General features: G+C 68.0%; 16 protein-coding genes, 3 tRNA genes and 2 pseudogenes. 12 read left to right on the forward strand and 9 right to left on the reverse strand.

Translation table 11 applies throughout. The features are described 5' to 3' along the window. The first annotated feature begins 32 nt into the window (after positions 1-32). The 5 genes from BLS42_RS07940 to BLS42_RS07960 all read left to right on the forward strand — a co-directional run bounded on the left by BLS42_RS07940 (position 33) and on the right by BLS42_RS07960 (position 6,904). Complete coding sequence (locus tag BLS42_RS07940) at positions 33-2,768, forward strand: PEP/pyruvate-binding domain-containing protein (RefSeq protein WP_090579098.1); 2,736 nt, start codon at positions 33-35, stop codon at positions 2,766-2,768. A gap of 80 nt (positions 2,769-2,848) precedes the next feature. Then, on the forward strand, positions 2,849-3,640 hold the full coding sequence (locus BLS42_RS07945) for a hypothetical protein (protein ID WP_090579102.1): 792 nt from the start codon (positions 2,849-2,851) through the stop codon (positions 3,638-3,640). A gap of 109 nt (positions 3,641-3,749) precedes the next feature. Next, the gene (locus BLS42_RS07950) at positions 3,750-4,835 is read left to right on the forward strand and encodes a LolA family protein (RefSeq protein WP_090579105.1); all 1,086 of its coding nucleotides are present in this window, start codon (positions 3,750-3,752) and stop codon (positions 4,833-4,835) included. Between the two features lie 40 nt (positions 4,836-4,875). Beyond that, on the forward strand, positions 4,876-5,949 hold the full coding sequence (locus tag BLS42_RS07955) for an ABC transporter ATP-binding protein (protein ID WP_090579108.1): 1,074 nt from the start codon (positions 4,876-4,878) through the stop codon (positions 5,947-5,949). A 178-nt stretch (positions 5,950-6,127) separates the two neighbouring features. Beyond that, positions 6,128-6,904, forward strand: a complete 777-nt coding sequence (locus BLS42_RS07960) for an ABC transporter permease (RefSeq protein ID WP_256336350.1) — start codon at positions 6,128-6,130, stop codon at positions 6,902-6,904. Positions 6,905-6,961: 57 nt separating this feature from the next. On the opposite strand, the gene BLS42_RS07965 is transcribed toward BLS42_RS07960, so the two are convergent. From BLS42_RS07965 to BLS42_RS07985, 5 genes are all read right to left on the reverse strand, one after another. After that, complete coding sequence (locus tag BLS42_RS07965) at positions 6,962-8,443, reverse strand: C40 family peptidase (RefSeq protein WP_090579111.1); 1,482 nt, start codon at positions 8,441-8,443, stop codon at positions 6,962-6,964. Between the two features lie 273 nt (positions 8,444-8,716). Further along, the gene (locus BLS42_RS07970) at positions 8,717-9,637 is read right to left on the reverse strand and encodes a cation diffusion facilitator family transporter (RefSeq protein WP_090579115.1); all 921 of its coding nucleotides are present in this window, start codon (positions 9,635-9,637) and stop codon (positions 8,717-8,719) included. A 10-nt stretch (positions 9,638-9,647) separates the two neighbouring features. Further along, complete coding sequence (locus BLS42_RS07975; RefSeq protein WP_090579121.1) at positions 9,648-10,079, reverse strand: metallopeptidase family protein; 432 nt, start codon at positions 10,077-10,079, stop codon at positions 9,648-9,650. Positions 10,080-10,088: 9 nt separating this feature from the next. Continuing rightward, the gene (locus tag BLS42_RS07980; protein ID WP_090579124.1) at positions 10,089-11,069 is read right to left on the reverse strand and encodes a DMT family transporter; all 981 of its coding nucleotides are present in this window, start codon (positions 11,067-11,069) and stop codon (positions 10,089-10,091) included. Positions 11,070-11,178: 109 nt separating this feature from the next. After that, positions 11,179-12,060, reverse strand: a complete 882-nt coding sequence (locus BLS42_RS07985; protein ID WP_090579127.1) for an ArgP/LysG family DNA-binding transcriptional regulator — start codon at positions 12,058-12,060, stop codon at positions 11,179-11,181. Positions 12,061-12,128: 68 nt separating this feature from the next. On the opposite strand from BLS42_RS07985, the gene BLS42_RS07990 reads away from it, so the two are divergent. Together BLS42_RS07990 and BLS42_RS07995 are read left to right on the forward strand one after the other, a co-directional pair. Then, positions 12,129-12,731: a LysE/ArgO family amino acid transporter gene (locus tag BLS42_RS07990; RefSeq protein ID WP_090579130.1), complete on the forward strand. Its 603-nt coding sequence runs from the start codon at positions 12,129-12,131 to the stop codon at positions 12,729-12,731. 128 nt (positions 12,732-12,859) lie between these two features. Beyond that, complete coding sequence (locus tag BLS42_RS07995) at positions 12,860-13,405, forward strand: methyltransferase family protein (protein WP_090579134.1); 546 nt, start codon at positions 12,860-12,862, stop codon at positions 13,403-13,405. A gap of 32 nt (positions 13,406-13,437) precedes the next feature. Here the strand turns inward: BLS42_RS07995 and BLS42_RS08000 are convergent, their stop codons facing one another. Further along, complete coding sequence (locus tag BLS42_RS08000; RefSeq protein WP_090579137.1) at positions 13,438-14,457, reverse strand: PHP domain-containing protein; 1,020 nt, start codon at positions 14,455-14,457, stop codon at positions 13,438-13,440. A 177-nt stretch (positions 14,458-14,634) separates the two neighbouring features. Between BLS42_RS08000 and BLS42_RS08005 the strand changes: the two genes are divergently transcribed. The 5 genes from BLS42_RS08005 to BLS42_RS08020 all read left to right on the forward strand — a co-directional run bounded on the left by BLS42_RS08005 (position 14,635) and on the right by BLS42_RS08020 (position 17,330). After that, positions 14,635-14,707, forward strand: a tRNA-Glu gene (locus BLS42_RS08005). Positions 14,708-14,813: 106 nt separating this feature from the next. Next, positions 14,814-14,887: transfer RNA gene (locus tag BLS42_RS08010), tRNA-Asp, on the forward strand. A gap of 48 nt (positions 14,888-14,935) precedes the next feature. Continuing rightward, a tRNA-Phe gene (locus tag BLS42_RS08015) sits at positions 14,936-15,011 on the forward strand. A 292-nt stretch (positions 15,012-15,303) separates the two neighbouring features. Further along, positions 15,304-15,474, forward strand: coding sequence for a hypothetical protein (locus BLS42_RS20175; RefSeq protein ID WP_176803273.1), 171 nt, complete (start codon positions 15,304-15,306; stop codon positions 15,472-15,474). A gap of 275 nt (positions 15,475-15,749) precedes the next feature. Continuing rightward, positions 15,750-17,330, forward strand: coding sequence for an FAD-binding oxidoreductase (locus BLS42_RS08020; RefSeq protein WP_090579140.1), 1,581 nt, complete (start codon positions 15,750-15,752; stop codon positions 17,328-17,330). Positions 17,331-17,463: 133 nt separating this feature from the next. Here BLS42_RS08020 and BLS42_RS08025 read toward each other — a convergent pair. From BLS42_RS08025 to BLS42_RS08040, 3 genes and pseudogenes are all read right to left on the reverse strand, one after another. Continuing rightward, positions 17,464-17,694: pseudogene (locus tag BLS42_RS08025) on the reverse strand (ATP-binding cassette domain-containing protein); the annotation flags it as partial. A 106-nt stretch (positions 17,695-17,800) separates the two neighbouring features. Beyond that, positions 17,801-18,343 (reverse strand): annotated as a pseudogene (locus BLS42_RS08030) (TIR domain-containing protein). Then, positions 18,331-18,789: a hypothetical protein gene (locus BLS42_RS08040; RefSeq protein WP_090579154.1), complete on the reverse strand. Its 459-nt coding sequence runs from the start codon at positions 18,787-18,789 to the stop codon at positions 18,331-18,333. The pseudogene BLS42_RS08030 and the gene BLS42_RS08040 overlap by 13 nt, the downstream one beginning before the upstream one ends. Between the last annotated feature and the right edge of the window lie 35 nt (positions 18,790-18,824).

Consider the following 18,824-nt stretch of genomic DNA (forward strand, 5'->3'; position numbering starts at 1 on the left):
CACGGGGCCGGCGTCGGATGGACGGTTTGCGGATGGAGCACGCCGGGACGCCGGACCCTGCCGGGGACGGGGCGGTCCTGGCCCTGGAACGCCTTGGCCAGGGCCTGCTGGCCCAGGTCGGCGGCAAGGCGGCCAATCTGGGCGAGCTGGCAAGGGCCGGCCTCCCGGTTCCCGCCGGCTTTTGCCTGACCACCCGGGCCTACCTTGACGCCACGGCATCCTCGGCGCTGGCGGACGTGCACCGGGCGCTCGCCGCCACTGCCCCCGATGACCTGGCAGAGCTGGCTGCGCTTGCCGCGAAGGCCCGCGCGCTGGTGCTCGACGCCGGCGTCCCCGCCGGCATCGACGCCGCCGTGCGCGCCGCGTATGCGGCGCTGGGCCCGGACACCGCGGTCGCGGTGCGGTCCTCCGCCACCGCCGAAGACCTGCCGTTCGCCAGTTTCGCCGGCCAGCAGGACACATTCCTGAACGTGGTCGGCGCGGATGCTGTGCTGGCCGCCGTTAGCCGGTGCTGGGCCTCGCTGTGGACAGACCGCGCGGTGACGTACCGTGCGGTGCAGGGGATCGAGCCCGCCGCGGTGTCCCTCGCCGTGGTCGTCCAGCGCATGGTGGACGCCGCCGTGGCCGGGGTGCTGTTCACGGCCAACCCCGTGACCGGCCGGCGGCACGAGGCCGTCATCGACGCCAGCCCGGGACTGGGCGAGGCCGTGGTGTCCGGGGCCGTCAACCCGGACCACTTCGTGCTCGACAGTGCCACGGGACGGATCCTCGAGCGGCGGCTTGGGGATAAGGGCATGCTCATCCGTCCCCTGCCGGGCGGCGGAACCGAACGGGTGGCGCAACCGGGCGCAGGTTTGACGCCCAGCCTGGACGATGCCCAACTGGCCGCGCTGGAGCTCCTGGGCCGCCGCGCGGAAGTGCACTTCGGCTCGCCGCAGGACCTCGAATGGGCCATCGGCCAGGACGGTGCCGTGTGGCTGACACAGTCCAGACCCATCACCACCCTCTATCCGATGCCGGACAAACGGCCATCCGGGCCGGGGCCGCGCGTCTATCTGTGCTTCAGCCTGGCCCAGGGGCTGACCCGGCCCCTGACGCCGATGGGCCTCGCCGGCATCAGGCTGATTGCTTCCTCGGTCGCGGGGGCGGCGCATTTCCCGGTGCCGGTGCCCCGTGACGGACCCGCACCGTTCACGGAGGCCGGACAGCGCATCTTCTTCGATATCACACCCGTGGTCCGCAGCAAGACCGGGCGCGCCATCGTTCCCCGCGTGTTCGACGTCATGGAGACGCGCTCGGCCGCCGTGCTGCGCAACCTTTTCGCCGATCCCAGGTTCTCCGTCACCATAAAATCGCCGTGGCGGCTCCTGCGCCACGTCGCTCCGGTCGCGGCAAGGGCCAGGGTCCCGGAGACCCTGATCCGCGGCCTCCTCCGTCCAGAGGAGGCGCTGCGCCGGGCCGACCGCGTGGGCGAACAGCTCAGGGCCGCGCTCGCCGTGCCCACCGGCGCCACCGCCGCACAGAGACTGGACCACGTTGAGCGGATCCTTGGCAGGGACGTCTTTAGCGTGGTTCCCGCCATCCTGCCGCTGCCCGCTTTGGGGTTCGCCGTGCTCGCCGTTGCCGGAAAACTCGCGGGGATCCCGGGGAACGGTGCGCTGCAGGAAGTCCTGCGGGGCCTGCCCAACAACGTGACCACCGAAATGGACCTGGACCTCTGGTCGCTGGCTACCGCCATCCGGAACGACCCGGCGTCGGCGGCGGTATTCGGGGAAGCCGCATTGCCCGAGATAGCCCGGCGTTACCGGGCAGCGGAGCTACCGGGCGTCGTGCAGTCCGGGCTGTCGGGCTTCCTGAACAGGTACGGCCACCGCGCCGTGGCGGAGATCGACGTCGGAATGCCCCGCTGGTCTGACGACCCGACCCATATCCTCGGGGTCCTGGCCAACTATCTGCGCATGGATGACCCGGCGCTCGCCCCGGACCGGCAGTTCGGCAAGGCCGCGCGGGACGCCGACGCCCAGATAGGGCGGCTTGTGGCTGCGGCGGGGCAGCGCAGCCGCCTGCGGGGAACACTCGTGCGGGCAGCGCTGCGGCGGACCCGAATGTTCGCCGGGTTGCGTGAACTGCCCAAGTACCACCTCGTGGAGGCGCTCGGCGCCGTCCGCCAGCAGCTTGCGGCCGTGGGGGCCGAACTCGCCGCTGCCGGGGCCATCGATGCGGCGGACGATATCTTCTTCGTCGACCTGGCCGAGGCGCACCGGGGGCTGGGCGGTGACGCCCTGCAGGGTGTCGTGGCGCAGCGCCGGGAGGCGTACGCGGCTGAACTGGGCCGCCGGCACATTCCCCGCGTGCTGCTCTCGGACGGCACCGAGCCCGAGGCAGTGCAGACCAACACATTGCAGACCAACACTGGCGGGCGGGGCCCGGCGGGCGCTGACGGCGGGGCGGGGCAGCTCTCCGGCGCGCCGGCCTCGGCGGGCACGGTCACGGCCCGGGCCCGCGTGATCCTGGACCCCCAGGGCGCGCACCTGGAACCGGGCGAGATCCTGGTGGCGCCGTCCACGGATCCCGGCTGGACGCCGTTGTTCCTGACGGCCGGCGGTCTCGTGATGGAAATGGGCGGGCCCAACTCCCACGGTGCCGTCGTCGCACGGGAATACGGGATCCCCGCGGTGGTGGGAGTCCCCGACGCGACGACGAGGATCGCCACAGGCGACACCCTTACGGTCGACGGCGCCGCCGGAACCGTTACGCCGGCCAAATAGCACCGGCCAATTAGCCCGGGCCGCAAACGGCGTCGGGCGCCACACGCCTGCGCGGGCGCCCGGCTCGCTACAGTGGGGCCATGAGCGAAGTTCGCGGTTCCGAGGGCCAGGAACCCGGGACCCCCGGAATGCCCGCGGGCACCCCGGCACCTGATACCCGGCCGCCCGAAAACCCCCGCTCCGAAACCCTCGAGGCCGGCGCTCCCGGGCCCGCAAACCCAGACGCGGACCCGGACGCGTGGCTGCCGACGTGGCTCGTGGAGCGTCCGCTCACGGCCGGCTGGGTGTGGGCCGGGTTCTGGGCGGTGCTGATCGTGGCCGATGAATTCTTCGATCTGGCCGGCTGGTCCTGGTATGTGCTGGTCGGCCTGGCCGCCCTGCCGACGCTGCTGGCAAGCGTCGCCCTTCTGCACGCCACTCCGCGCCGCTTCCTGAAGCCGCGCCGAGACTCGGTCCTGGGCCACTTCTTCGTCCGCTTCCTTGCCCTGATCGCCGCCTTCCTCGTGTGGGGCGTGTCCGTGGTCATGAGCGCGTCGATCTCAACCACCCTTCAGTCACTCGTCGGGGCGTCCGAACGCGAGGTCACGGCGGTGGGCTTCAACCTCCTGCTGGCCGCGATCCCGCTGGTGGTCTCCGTGCTGTGGCTGGCCTTCATCATCCGCTGCGCCTGGTTCCTGCGCCGGCTCCGGGGCTGGAAGCAAACGCCTGAACCGGGCACCGTGCCCAAGAAGTTCCTGCGGGACAGGCCGCGGATGAGGCGGGTGGTGGTGGGCCTCGCCCACCCCGGGCTGCTGCTCGTGGCGGGCCTGGGCACCTCCGTGCTCGCGTTCCTGCTGGGCGCCGTGGAACTGACCATCAATGTGCTGAAGTAGGGCGACCGGGCGGCCGGGGCCAGGCGTACTGTTGATCTATGAGCTGCACTGAAGCGCGCATTCCTCAGACACGGAAATTTGGATCATCTCTTCCGGGGACGCGGTCACGATGAACCGCAAGTGGCTGCGCTGGCTGCCCGCCGTCGCCGTTCCTGCCGTCATCGCCGCCGGCGCGCTGGCCGGATCCCTGCCCGCCAGCGCCGGGGATCCCCTTCCGCCCAAGACACCGGAGCAAGTGCTGCAGTTGATCGCCCAGCACCGCGAGCCTGCCCTCTCCGGAACCCTGGAACAGTCCTCCGAGCTCGGTCTTCCCGGGCTCCCCAAGTCCGCTGCCGGCTCGGACTCGTCAAGCAACGCTTGGCTCGAACTGCTGACAGGTCCGCACACCGCGCGGGTTTATCGTGACGGCCCGGACAACGCCCGCATCCAAGTGATGGACCGGCTGGCCGAACGCAACGCCATCCGCCACGGCAACGAGGTCTGGTTCTACAACTCCAAGGACAACACGGCCTCCCATGTCCAGCTCCCGACCGACGCCGCCGGCCGGCCCCAACACGACAGCGCCAGGGACGTCACGGCCACCCCGGACCAGCTCGCGGCGATGCTTTTGGCCAAGATCGAACCGGGAACGGAAGTGAAGGTGGGCGCCGACGTCCAAGTAGCCGGACGGGCCGCCTACAACCTGGTGCTCACGCCGAAATCCGATGCGACGCTGGTCGGGTCCATCGCTGTAGCCGTTGACGGCCAGACCGGGCTGCCGCTGGGCGTCGAGGTCACGGCGCGCGGGCAGTCGGATCCCGCCTTCCGCGTCGCCTATACGAGCCTGACACTCGGGGCACCCGACGCGTCGGTGTTCGCCTTCAGCCCGCCGCCGGGCGCCACCGTCGAGGAGCTCCCGGTACCGGAGCACAAGCACGCAAACGACGCCGGGAAGGCCACGGCGCCGGCAGCCAAGGACGGCGCCCGCAAGCCGGCCGTCACCGGCTCCGGCTGGGACTCGGTCGTTGAGTTCCCGGCGGGAACGACCGCACCGGCGTCGGACGCCACGGCCCTGCTCGAACAGGCCACCGTTCCGGTCCAGGGCGGCCGGCTCTTGTCCACTGCGCTGGTGAACGTCTTGGTGCTCGACGACGGTCGGGTCGTCGTCGGTTCCGTGCCTGTGGAGCGGCTCCAGGCCGCGGCCGCGCAGAAGTGATGACAGGCGCGGTATCCGGCGGCCATTCGGTGACGGCGGCGTGAGCGCCGCCGGGCCGGGGGCCGAGCCGAGCCTTGAGCTGAGCATTGCGACCAAAGGCCTGACCAAACGGTTCGGCCAACAGTTGGCTGTCGACGGCGTCGACCTGGCCGTGCCGAAAGGCGCGGTCTTTGGTTTCCTGGGCCCGAACGGATCGGGGAAGACCACCACCATCAGGCTCCTGCTCGGCCTGGCCACGGCCACCGGCGGCTCCATGCGCGTGCTGGGCGAGGAGATGCCCAGGAAATTGAATGACGTGCTTCCCCGGGTCGGGGCGCTTGTGGAGGGGCCGGCGTTCTATCCGTTCCTCTCCGGCGCCGCCAATCTGCGCCGCATGGACGCCGCGGACCCCTACGGTTCGGCCGCGACGCGGCGCGCCCGCGTCCAGTCAGCCCTGGAACGGGTCGGTTTGACGCACGCCGCTGACAAGCTGGTCCGGGCCTATTCGCTGGGTATGAAGCAGCGGCTGGGGATCGCCAACGCCCTGTTGGCTCCGCGGGAGCTCCTGGTGCTGGACGAGCCCACCAACGGTCTGGATCCCCAGGGCACGCGTGAAGTCCGGAGCCTGGTGCGGTCGCTCGCGGCGGACGGCGCTACGGTGTTCGTTTCCAGCCATCTGCTGGCCGAGGTCGAGCAGATCTGCACGCATGCGGCCATCATGAGTGCGGGCCGGCTTGTGGCGCAGGGGACCCTGGCGGAACTGCGCGGGGCGGGCCAGGCGAGGATCCGTGTGCTGACCCCGGACCCCGGCACAGCGGCGCAGGTCCTGGCCGGACTGGGCCTGACCGCCACCCTAAGCCCCGACGGCCACACTCCCGGAGGCACAGGTTTCGGTGGCTCCGGCTCCGGGACGGATGCGGCCCTGTTCGCGTCGCTGCCTGGGGCTCCGTCTGCGGCTCCGCCAGGTGCGGCAGCCCGCGAAGACGCAGGGTCGGCTCAGGCCGTGGCGCCGGAAGCCGTGGTGGCTGCCCTGGTGGCGGCGGGGGTCCGGGTCCGCGGCTTCGCGACCGAACAGGCCAGCCTCGAGGACCGCTTTGTGGCATTGACGGGGGAGGGGTTCGACGTTGTCCAGTAACAGCCCATCTTTGGGCAACCCATCAGGCGGCCCATCAGTTGCGGCCGCCGGCCGCAGCGGAGCGCCCGGTGGCCGCAGCGGACCGGCCGCAGGCGCAGGCGGCGACGCCAGGGCAGGCGGCCCGCCGGTCCGGCGCGGCTCCCTGACCGGCGGACTGCTGCGATCCGAGCTCGGCGTGATGTTCCGCCGCCGCAGGACGTGGGCCATGTTGTGCGCGCTCGCGGCCATCCCGGTCCTGATCTCCGTGGCGGTGCGGGTCTCCTCGGCCGTGCCGCCGGGCCGCGGGCCCGCCTTCCTGGACCGGATCGCCCAGAACGGCCTGTTCGTGGGCGTGACGGCCCTGGTGGTTTCCGTGCCGCTGTTCCTGCCGCTTACCGTCGGCGTCGTGGCCGGCGACACCATCGCCGGCGAGGCCGGGCAGGGAACCCTGCGCTACCTGCTCGTGGCCCCGGCCGGGCGGATCCGTCTGTTGATCGTCAAGTATGCCGGGACGGCTCTGTTCGTGGTCGTTGCCCCGCTCGTGGTGGCCCTGACCGGGGCCGGAATCGGCTCGGCGCTCTTCCCTGTGGGGCCGGTGACCCTGCTTTCCGGCGACACGATCGGCCCCGGCGAGGCAGTGGTCCGGCTGCTGCTGATCGCCGCCTATCTGGCGGTTTCACTGCTGGGGCTGTCGGCGATCGGCCTGTTCATCTCGACCCTGACGGACGTTCCGGTGGGGGCGATGGCGGCCACGGTGGTGCTCTCGGTCGTCGCCCAGGTCCTGGACGCGCTGCCGCAGCTGGAGTGGCTGCATCCCTGGCTGTTCAGCCACTACTGGCTGGACTTCGGCGATCTGCTCCGCCAGCCGGTGTCCTGGGACTCCTTTGCCGTCAACGCACTCCTGCAGGGCGGCTACATCGCCTTCTTCGGCGCGCTGGCCTACGGCAGGTTCATCACCAAGGACGTGCTCTCCTAGCCGCCGGACACGCCGCTGCGGAACCGGGCCTCGGGCGCGGCGTCTCACGACGGGGTTTCAGTAGCGGGCCACGTAGCCGTAGAGCTGCATCCCGGACATGGCGGCAACATCGGTCACAGTGATGCCGGCGTCGGGGTTGAGCGCCTGGACCACGCGGCCGCCGCCAAGGTAGATGGCCACGTGGTAGAAGCCCGGGGATGAACCCCAGACGAGCAAATCGCCAGGGCGCGCCTGGGAGAGCGGGACGTGGACGGGTGCCTGGGCGAACTGCTGGGAGGCAGTGCGGGGAAGGTACTTGCCGGCCGCGGCGAACGCATTCTGCACCAGGCCTGAGCAGTCAAACCCATAGGTCCCGGTTCCGCCGTACTGGTAGAAGAACGGCGATCCGGTCTTGCCTAGCGCAACTAAAATCGCGGTCTGGTTTGACCCGCCGGGAACCGGCGCAGGTACCGGCGCAGGAACGGGCGCCGGAACGGGAACCGGAATCGGTGCCGGATCAGGCGCCGGAACCGGAACGTGAATCGGCGCGGGATCAGGTGAAGGCGCCGGAACGTGAGCAGGTGCCTGTGCCGGTGCCGGAGCCGGTGCCGCCGGCACTTCGGTCGGAGCCGCCGGCTGCTGCGCGGCTGAATCGTCCCGTCCCGGTGACGCCGGGGCAGGCTGGGAGCCCGCGTCCGGCTGCGGCGCGGCGGCTGCGGCCGCAGACAGTGCCGCCAGCCGTTTCTCTTGGCGCTGGCGGTCGAGCGCGTCCACCCGGGCCGATTCCAGCGCCGCGGTGGTGTTTTTAAGAGTTGCCAGCTGGTCTACCAGCGCGCTGCGCTGTGCTTTGGCATCCGTCACGGCCTGGCGCTGGGCCGCGGTGGCACGGTCGGCGTCGACCTTGCGGTCCTCCGCGGTCGCGGCGGCCTCGTCGGCGGCGCGGTTGGCGTCCGCTGCGGCTTCGGTCAGCGACTGCGCGGCAGCGGCCGCGGTTTCCGCGGACTGAAATGCCCGCGCGCGTCCGGCCGTTACAGCCTCCAGCGTGGCCGCATCTTCGAGGGCCTGTCCGCTGCCGCTGACAAAGCTGCTGAGCGCAGGATTCAGTCCACCGTTGCGGTACAGATCTCCGGCCAACTGGCCGATCTGCTTACGGGACTTGGTCTGTTCCGCTTCGGCGGCAGCAGCCCTGGCGGCGGCCACAGCAGCCGCGTCACGGCGCGTGGCCAGCTCCACGAGGGCTTCGCCGTACGCGTTGTTTGGTTGCAGGGATGCGGCGAGGCTGGCTTCCTGGCCGGCCGACGCGTCCGCCAGAAGCCCGTCGATCCTGGTGACCTCCGCCGCCGTCGCGCTTTCACTGGACTTGGCGGCTGCAATCTCTTCCGGTGAGGGGATTTCCGGCGACGCCGGAACCTGGCCGGCCTCTGACAGCGGTATGCGCCCCGGCGCAGAACGCAGTGCAGGAGTCAGTGGTGCGGCCTGTGCCGGGAGCGCGAGCGTTCCAAGGAGGACGACGGCGGTGCAGAGCACAGCCGTCTTGCGACCGGATCCGGTCCAACTCATGGGCAAACCTCGCGAAGTCTCAGGCTGGAATGAGCGAGGTCGGATTTAGTGCGTGCAAGCCCCTCTGCGGATCATCCAGCAGGCATGAGGCTACGGGCCAAATGTCACTTTGGCAACACGAGTCACATGCCTAACATAAACAACACTGGTGTCATTTGGCCACACGCGCGAGGGGTGTGTCGTGCTGGCAGCCGGCCGCCGCCCCAAGCCAGCCGCCGCCCAATCTCGGACGCGGGGGATCGCCGCAGGACGTTGCCGCAGGCCGGTGCCGGGTCAGGCGTGCTGGTGGGCCTCGTGCTCCGAATGCGTGGCGGGCTCGAGCTGGAACGTGCAGTGTTCCGTGTCGAAATGGGAGCCCAGGCAGCTGGTGAGCTTGTCCAGGACCCGGTCGGCGCCCCGGGCACCGAGCGCCGCGTCCTCCACCACCACGTGGGCGGAGAAGACGGGAACGCCCGAGGTAATGGTCCAGATATGGATGTCGTGCACGGACACCACGCCGTCCACCGCGAGGATGTGCTCGCGGATCATCTGAACGTCTACGCCCTTGGGCGTGGCCTCGAGAAGCACGTCCACGACGTCGCGCAGCAGGTGCCAGGCCCGGGGCAGGATCATGAGGGCGATGAGGATCGACGCGATGGTGTCGGCCGCCTGGAACCCGGTGACCATGATGACCACCGCCGCCGCAATGACCGCAAAGGACCCCAGCAGATCCCCCAGGACCTCCAGATAGGCGCCGCGGACATTCAGGCTTTCCTTCTGGGCGCCGCGCAGGATCAGCAGGGAGACCAGGTTGGCGACGGCGCCGAGGACCGCCGCTGCGAGCATGATGTCGGTGTGGACCTCGGGGGTGGCGCCGAGCCTTCGGATGGCTTCGGTGAAGATGACCACCGAGATGACGATCAGGACCAGGGCGTTTGCCAGCGCCGCCAGGACCTCGGCGCGCTGGTAACCGTAGGTGCGCAGATCGCTGGCGGGCCGGGCGGCGATCCACGCGGCCAGCAGGGCGATGAAGACGCCGGCCGCGTCGGAGAGCATGTGCCCGGCGTCGGCGAGCAGGGCCAGGGACCCGGAGACCACCGCGCCAATCGTCTGCACGAGCACCACGGCGAGCGTGATGGCCAGGACGGCAACCAGGCGCTTGCGGTGCTTCCCAGTGCCCGTGATGCCGTGCGAGTGGCTGTGGTCGTGTCCCATGCCTACAAGGCTATCCCCAGCCGAGCTCGTGCAGGCGCGCGTCGCTGATGCCGAAGTGGTGGGCTATCTCATGCACCACAGTGACGGTGACTTCGTCGATCACGTCCTCCCGGGAGGCGCAGATGTCCAGGATGGGCTGGCGGAAGATGGTGATCCGGTCCGGCAGCGAGCCGGCGTCCCACCAGGAGTCCCGCTCGGTCAGGGGAACCCCCTCATAGAGCCCCAGCAGCACGGTGTCCGGATCCTCCCCGGGCTGCGGGGTGTAGTCGTCCTCGATGAAGATCGCCACATTGCTCATGGTCTTCGCCAGCTCCGGCGGGATCCGGTCCAGGGCGTCAGTCACCGCGGCTTCGAAATCGGCCTCGGACATCGGGAAGGGTCCGTCACCGCCGTCCCCGCCGTTCGGAACGATCGGCAGGCCGGGCGGGAGGGACGGGGGCATACGGAAACTCTAGCGGGACCGGCGCCGGGTCAGCCCCACGCCCACAAGGCAGATCACGCCGCCCACCAGGCCCCAGATGGTCGGAATCTCGCCCAGGACCAGCCAGGAGATCAGAATTGTGGTGCCAGGGACCAGGTAGGTGGTGGCGGCGAGGCGGCCCGCGTCAATCAGCGACAGCGCGTACGCCCACGTGGTGAACGCGATCGCAGTGGGGAAAATGCCGAGATAGACCAGGCCCAGCGTTGCCGGCAGGGGAGCGGCCTGCAGCTCGGTGATCAGCTGGCCGCTGAAGGGCAGGCAGCAGACCGCGCCCACCATGATGCCGAACCACGTGGCCTGGGCGGCCGGAAACTTGCGCAGCACCGGCTTTTGGACGATCACGCTCACCGCGGCCAGTGCGGCCGCGAGCAGGCAGAGCAGCACCCCGGTCACGTCCGCCGTCGACCGCTGGCCGGAACCAAGCGCGATCACGGCCACGCCGCCGAAGGCGATCAGGCTGCCGATGATCAGCCACCGCGGGAAGCCCTCTTTCAGGATCACGCCGGCCATCACGGCGACCAGGATGGGGTTGACGTTGATCAGCAGCGCGGCCGTGCCGGCGTCGAGCATGTGCTCGGCGGCGTTCAGCGCCACGTTGTAGCCTCCGAACCACATGACGCCGTAGGCCAGGATGGGCCACCATTCGCGGCCCCGGGGCAGCCCCCTGAGCTTCGGCACCACCAGGAGGCCCAGCACGACGGCGGCAACTGACAGCCGGCCGAGCGTCAGGGGACCGGGGGAGAAGCTCGGGCCCACGGCCCGGATGCCGACAAATGCCGAGGCCCACAGGACCACGGTCACGACGACGGCGGCGATGCCGAGCCTGCTGATCGGGGCCGGGTGTCCGGACGGGGTTGGAGCGGGTTGCGGGGCGGGTGCGGGGGCAGCGTGCGGAGACCCTTCGTGGGGGCGTGCGGACGGAGTGGGGCCGGATGCGGAGGTTGTAGCCATGCTGCCAATCTAGCCGCTACAGCACGGTCAGGACTGGCGGGAATCGGTCACGTCTAGCCGAGATCCTGCCAACCTGCCGGACGGCCTGCTTCCAGAATGCCGGACGGCGTCAGCGGAGGACCCTCGCCGCGGCCCTCACAGCGTCCGCGACGTCGGTCAGCGCCGCCGAGCCGCGCCGCCACTGCTGCCAGTAGAGGGTGACGTCCACGTCCGCGTTGGGGGAGAGCGTCTCGAGCCTGCCGGTTGCCAGGTCTTCGCCGATTTCGATCTCGGGCATCATGCCCCAGCCCATGCCCCAGCGGATGGCATCGCCAAACTCCTGGGCGGCCGGCACATAGTGGCGCGGCGGCTGAAGGGCTGCGCGGCTGAACCGGCGCAGCCAGCGGTCCTGCAGATCGTCCTTGCGGTCAAAGACCACAACGGGAGCAGCGGCCAGCGTCGCGGCGCTCACCCCGGTCCCAAACCAGCGGCGGGTGAAGTCCGGAGCGCACACCGGAAAATAGCGCATGATGCCCAGCTTGCTGGACGAGCAGCCGGGCACGGGCTTGGCTGTTGCCGTGATGGCGGCAGCGGCGGTGCCGGCGCGCAGCAGGTCCAACGAGTGCTCCTGGTCTTCGCGCAGGATCTCCAGCTGGACGTTGTCACTGGCCGGCGCGAGGCCGGCCAACGCCCAGGTGTGCAAGGAATCGCTGTTGATCACCAGGGTCAGGCGCGTTCCCCCGCGGGGTTGCTCCGGCTGCAGTTCCTCGATCAGGTCCGCGGCGAGCAAATCCAGCTGCCGGGCGAACCGCACCACGGCCTCGCCGGATTCTGTAAGCCCGGGCGGCCGCGCGCGGGTCAGGACGGGCCGGCCGACGGCCGCCTCAAGGGCCCGGACACGCTGACTGATGGCCGAGGGCGTCACGGACAGGTGGGCGGCTGCGGCGTCGAAGCTCCCGTACGTGAGGATTGCGGCCAGCGTCCGGGCCTGCTCGGGGGAAATTTCCATCATTAGCTCATCTTATGTATCAGCAGAAAGTTTAACTGGCTTCATCTTCTGGGGCACCCTACCGTGGAGTGGTGATCCTCCCCCTGTTCTCCGGCCTCTCCGCCGGACTGTCCCTCATCGTTGCCATCGGCGCGCAGAACGCCTTTGTCCTCCGCCAGGGCATCCAGCGCTCCCACGTCGTCATGGTGGTGGCAGTCTGCGCGGTTTCGGACCTCGTGCTGATCCTGCTGGGCGTCGCCGGCATCGGTGTCCTCCTGGACCGGGCGCCCGCCGCCATCGTGGTGATCCGGTGGGTCGGGGCCGCGTTCCTCCTCGTCTACGGAGCGCTCGCGGCCTGGCGTGCGGTCCGGGGGCAGCAGTTGGAGAATCCCGGCGACAAGCCGGCCGGTGGCCGGGCCGCCGTGCTGGGTACCTGCCTGGCCTTCACCTGGTTGAACCCGCACGTCTATTTGGACACTGTGTTGCTGCTCGGGTCCCTCGCCGCCGCCCAAGGCGAAGCCGGGCGCTGGTGGTTCGCCGCCGGGGCCGGCCTGGGAAGCATTGCCTGGTTCACCGCCCTGGGCGCGGGGGCGCGTTTCCTCACGTCCCTGTTCCGGCGCCGGGCTGCCTGGCGCGTGCTCGACGCCGGAATCGCCGTCGTGATGATCACCCTTGCCGTGCTGCTGCTTGCCTGAGGGCCGCGACGGGCCACCGCTGTGCCGACGCAGGGTGCAGGGAAAGCCCAAGCTGATCCAGACCTGCCCTTCCGTCGGGGGCCGGTAGGCCCTTGTCCGCTCAATGTGGCGAGTTCACGATTGTTGGTATGACGGCATCCCCAGCTTCAGCCCGCGAAAGAAAGCGTGCAGCCATCGGTACAGCCGCCTTCGCCGTTGCCCCCGCAACAGCCGCCGGCCTGGTGCCGTGGCTTCTGACCCGTTGGGAATTGGAGTCCCCGGTCCCCGGCGGGGTGCCTGCGCAGATCACCGGCGCCCTACTGATCGGTGCGGGCGCGGCGGTGATCGCGAACTCCTTTGTGCATTTCGCCGTGGAAGGCATCGGGACCCCCGCGCCATTTGCCCCTCCCAAGCGGCTGGTGGTTGGCGGGCTCTACCGGTACGTGCGGAATCCGATGTATGTGTCCATTGCGGCGGCCGTCGCAGGGCAGGGACTCCTGCTTGGCCAGCCGAAGCTCTTTTTGGCCCTGGGCATCGGCGCCGTTCCGGTGGTGGCGTTCGTCCGGCTGTACGAGGAGCCCGCACTGACCCGGAAGTTCGGTGCGGCCTACGAGGAGTACCGCCGTAACGTCCCCCGCTGGCTGCCCAGGCTTACGCCGTGGCGGCCCGAGAGGCCGGAACCGTCCCGGAGCTAGGACGCCGGTGGCGTAGGGCTGGGGCGCGGCCCCTACTTGCCGCGTGCAGACCACTCCAGCAGCCGATCCAGCGGCCAGGTGGTGACAATCTGCTCGGCGGGCACGCCGTTCGCGGCCGCGCGCTCGGCACCGTACTGCAGAAAATCCAGCTGGCCCGGCGCATGGGCGTCACTGTCGATGCTGAAGAGGCACCCGGCTTCGAGGGCCAGCCGGATCAGCTCGTCCGGCGGATCCTGCCGTTCGGGGCGGGAATTGATTTCGACTGCCACGTCATTCCCGGCGCACGCCGCAAACACGCGCTCGGCGTCGAACTCGGACTGCGGCCGGGTGCCCCGCGATCCCTGCAGCAGCCGGCCGGTGCAGTGGCCGAGGACGTTCATGTGCGGATCGTTGATGGCGCCCAGCATCCGCTCGGTCATGGTGCGTCGGTCGGAACGGAGTTTCGAGTGCACGCTCGCCACCACGATGTCCAGCTGCTCCAGCATCTCCGGGGACTGGTCCAGGGTGCCGTCCTCCAGGATGTCCACCTCGATCCCGGCCAGGAGGCGGAAGTCCCCGCCGTTCCCGTTGAGGTCCGCAACAACGTCCAGCTGTTCCCGAAGGCGTTCGGCGCTCAGGCCGTTGGCGATCTTGAGGTTAGGGGAGTGGTCGGTCAGGGCGAGGTAGTCCCGGCCCAGCGTCCGGGCGGCGTCGGCCATGAGTGCGATCGGGGACCCGCCGTCGGACCAATCGCTGTGGCTGTGCAGGTCCCCTCGGAGGGCGGAGTTCAGTTCTGCGCCGCCGGTCGCGAGTGGCTGCTGCCCGTGTTGGCGCAGGCCCTCAAGGTAGTCGGGTACGCCGCCGTCGACCGCCTGCCTGATGACTTCGAAAGTTCTGTCCCCGATCCCCTTCATGCTCTTCAGCCTGCCGCTGCGTGCCCGCGCCGCGACCTCGTCCGGGTCCAGGGCGCCGATAATCCCGGCTGCCTTCCGGAACGCCTGGATTTTGAACGTGGGGGCGAGCTCGCGTTCCAGCCAGAACGCAATCTCATTGAGGGCATCAACGGCATCCATCCGTCCATCTTGCACCCACCTGGCACACATCTTGCGCCCGCGCGAGGCCTTTTTTGGATAATCCGGGGGTCTGCCCTTATAGTTTTATAGTCCAGTTCGGAGGAACCCGAAAGGACAAAAACGACAGGCTTCGGCCCTTAATTTTTGCCCTGAGATGTTCAACCGGATGGCGTCCTGGCCCCCATCGTCTAGCGGCCTAGGACACCGCCCTTTCACGGCGGCGGCACGGGTTCGAATCCCGTTGGGGGTACGCAAGGAACTGGTCAAGCCGGATGAAAAAGTCTGGTAGGCTAAAGGCCTTGAAAATTTGCGGTAGCGATGCCGCAGACAGCAAGAAACACGCAGTAAACAAGCAAGGCCCTGTAGCGCAGTTGGTTAGCGCGCCGCCCTGTCACGGCGGAGGTCGCGGGTTCAAGTCCCGTCAGGGTCGCTCTGATTGCCGGAGAAGTTTCCGGTCGTCAAGGTGACGCGTCACCTAGGCTCTGTAGCTCAGTTGGTAGAGCGTTCGACTGAAAATCGAAAGGTCACCGGATCGACGCCGGTCGGAGCCACCAGCTAGAACCCCGCAGTTCCCAGTGTTCATACGGGATCCGCGGGGTTCTTTGTTTGTCCAGGACCGGCTGAGATTCAGTCTGGATCAGGCCGAATCAGCCAAATTCTGGGACAGACCTCGGGTATCCCCTAGGTAGACGGCGCACCCGGCGCGCGTTGATCGCCACCTCAAACAAACGCGACATCGTCGATGTCACGCGCCCGATCCGGGCTGACGCCGGCGACGTGTGGGTCTTTGGTCCGCAGGCTGTCGCCGAAAAAGAGCCCACCTGGTGATGGAATCCGCTCTCCTACGTGAAGAACGAAGCGACGGCCGGGAACCTGGTCCAGCACTTCGCCAACGGCTCCCGGGAACCCGGGACCAAACCCGATGCCTACTTCGACCCGGCAGGCCAGAAACTGCTCAAGGCCTTCCTGCTCGCCGCCTCCCTCGACTTCGCCCCGGTCACACAGGTCTACACCTGACTGACGCGCCCGCCCGACGAGGCCCTCGCAGAACTGCTCAGGACCGCCGGGTATGACCTGCTATCGGACATGGTGATGGGCCACATCCGCGAACCGGAAAAGCAGCGGGCAGGAGTCTACGGCACCGCCCGGCAAATGGTTTCCTGCCTGACCGACCGCGAGGTCATCGGTGGGAGGCCCCCACCGGGAGCCCAAGGAAACAGGCCGGGAACATCCAAGCGGCGATGGGCGCCCGAATACGGCAACAAACTCACTCGAGAGCGTAGGCTCCCGGTATGACCCAGATTGACCGCCGGGGCTTGCTCGCCGCAGCAACTGTCAGCCTCGCCGCCGCAGGAATCGCTGCCTGCTCGCCGTTCCAAGCACCGGTGCTCCGCGACTCGGCAAGCCCGGAAGCCGTACCGGCCACAACGGGGCCGGCCGCAACAACGGCGCCGGACTGGAAGGGGCTGGCGTCACGTGTGACAGGCCAGTTGGCGCTGCCGGGAGCGGGTAGTTACAACCAGGTGAAGTTGCTGCAGAACCCGCGTTTCGACACCTCTCAGCCTTTGGCGGTCCTTTCGGCCACCTCGTCCCATGACGTAGCGGTTGCGGTCCGTTTTGCTGCTGACACCGGAGTGCCCATTGTGGTTCGCGCCGGGGGCCACAGCTACTCCGGCTATTCGTCCGGGGACGCTCCAGCGGCGGGTCTCGCTCCCTCACTGGTCATCGACGTGCGGAACCTGTCGGGCATCACGGTGAACGACAACGGCACTGTCACGATGGGGCCGGGAGCCTCACTCATCCGTGCCTACGAAGCGGTGGGCCGGCGGGGCAGGGCCCTGGCCGGCGGGTCCTGTCCGACGGTGGGCATTGCCGGCCTGACGTTGGGCGGGGGAGTGGGTGTTCTCACGAGAGCGTACGGCTTGACGTCCGACGCTCTTCAGTCTGCCGAGATCGTCACCGCCAAGGGGGACGTCGTGACGGCCAATGCCCAAGAGAACGCAGACCTGCTCTGGGCGTGTCGCGGAGGTGGCGGTCAAGTCGGAGTGGTGACATCCCTGACTTTCCGAACGGTGCCGGCACCCACGATCAGCACGGCCTACCTTCAATGGTCCTTCGTTGACGCTGTACCGGTAATCCTGGCCTGGCAGAAGTGGGCCACGAACGCCGATCCCCGTCTATGGTCAACCCTCAAACTGCTTAGCGGCGCCCGCCACAAGAGTCCGACTATCCAGCTGACGGCGACTTGGACCGGGCCAGCACCGGATTTTGACGGGCAGCTTGCCGGTCTTCATGACGCCGCGGGCGTGCTTCCGCTGGTCACAAGTGTGAAGCCTGACCGTAGCTACCTCAGTGTCATGTTCGGCTACGCGGGGTGCGCCGATTATCCGGTAGGGAAATGCACTACCGGCACGGGCGGTTCCCTGCGGCGCGAAGCTCTCAGCGCAACGTCACATGTCCCTTACAAACTGCTGGACGCAACCGGCGCCTCCAGGCTCGTCGACCGATGTGTCCTGGGGCAGCAGTTGAAGGGTGCCCGCGAAACGGCCGTGTCCCTGGACGCCCTGGGCGGAGCGGTGGCGGACATCGAGGACACCGCCACCGGATTTGGCCACCGGAAGGCATTCGCCACAGTCCAGTACAGCGCCACTTTCGAGGACGGAGCGGACCCGGCTCCGTTCGATGCCTTCGTCAGGGGCTCGCGGGACGCAATGAAACCGTTTTGGGGGACCAGCGCGTACTCCAACTATTCCGATTCCAGCATCACTGACCCTGGCTCCGCGTATTTCGGCGGTAATGCACCCCGTCTCGCTGCCATACGATCGGCGGCGGATCCCACAGGGATCTTCGCCTTGCCACCGTTCCGCCCCTAGCACTCCGGAAGCGGAACACTCCTATCTGCCGCAATGAATAGACCCTGAGTCTCGAAGACGAGCAACCCAAGTCCCGGTTTCCGGTAAGAGGGCTCGCTCAGTCCGGCAGGTACCCCAGGCGAGCCCCGTCCTACGGGGCGAAGGGCTTGCCGCCGATGTGGAGAGTCCCCGCGGTCGGCTGGTAGATGCCCAGCAACGCCCGGAGCGTCGTGGTCTTCCCCGAGCCGTTGCTGCCCAGGAAACCGAACGTTTCACCGGCCCTGACGTCGAAGGACAAGTCCCTGATGACCGTCGTGTCCCCGAAATCCATCCGGAAGTCCTTGATGTGTACCAGCGGTTCGGCGGCCGCATCCCCCAGTGTCATGGCACCACTGTAACGGGCGTACCGCCAGCACGGGCGGCGGGCGATTCCGCTGGGGTTGGTGTAGGGCCGTATTCGGGCCCCACAATGTGCTGCCGGTCAGTTCCGGCTAACCGAGATTTATTCCTGTGAAGATACCCGCGTTTGGTGACGTCAGGTCTCCGTGAGGTTCGATGGTGACGTTGGCATTAACCAGGGCCACTCTGAGTCGTTCCCTGTTTTCCCATGAATCACCGAGATCAATCCAGTTGATTCCTTCGATATCGGAGATTTTTCGAGTCTGTCCGAGGCGCACCAAAAGGGTTCTTTCTGGCGCTGCCCCTAGTGCCATACCTGCCTCGAGAATGACATTTTGCCGCGCTTGGCCGGTCGGCTCGGTTTCGTGGGCTTCGTCATGATTTTCGATGAACGCAGATTTGAGTCGAGCTTCATCATCCGGTGTGAAGATGACGACGATCGCTTGGGCTTTGGCCATGCCAGCGTTAATGATTTACATCGTGGTTGGTGACGTCTTCGCTGTATGGGCGGCCGCCTGCGTCCACGTAATCGGTTTCGCGTCGAGGTGTCGAAGGAACTTTGCGAGCTCGTCTCTGGCTGCGGTGTTTCGACCGTGAACGATGAACACTGAGCGGCCGTCACCTATTTTTTCCACTGTTTTCCTACCTCTTGGGAGACTGCGGGGACGACCATTGGAGCCGACGGCCTGGGATTCTTGTCCGTCATGTTCAAATTGCTGGTTAGCGTTGCAGCGTCGGGCTTCTTGATTCCGTAAGCGTCGTCAATTATAAAATTTCTCTCCAGAAGAGCTACGAGCAGCGGCTTGAACGCCTCTGCATCTTGTCGCCTTCGGTTGCTTTCGCCAGAGAAGTAGTAGACGTCGTTGAGCATGTCCAAGAAGCGGGCATCAGGATTGAAGTCCTGTGCAATAGACCTAACCAACGCATTGGCCTTTGTCGGCTTATTGCCGTTGGGAGGATAGTCGCCAGAACCGAAACCCGTCCAGAGAATATCCAAGTCAGATTGCGTAATGAAGGCGCTGGAGCCCAAAGCCTTGGCTATCAAGCCTTGTAGGCGCGGCGGGAAGAGTGAGGAAACCATTTGCCAATCTTAGATGGGCCTGTAGTGATACGGCG

The sequence above is a fragment of the Arthrobacter sp. ov407 genome (genome assembly GCF_900102895.1).
Classification (GTDB): Bacteria; Actinomycetota; Actinomycetes; order Actinomycetales; family Micrococcaceae; genus Arthrobacter.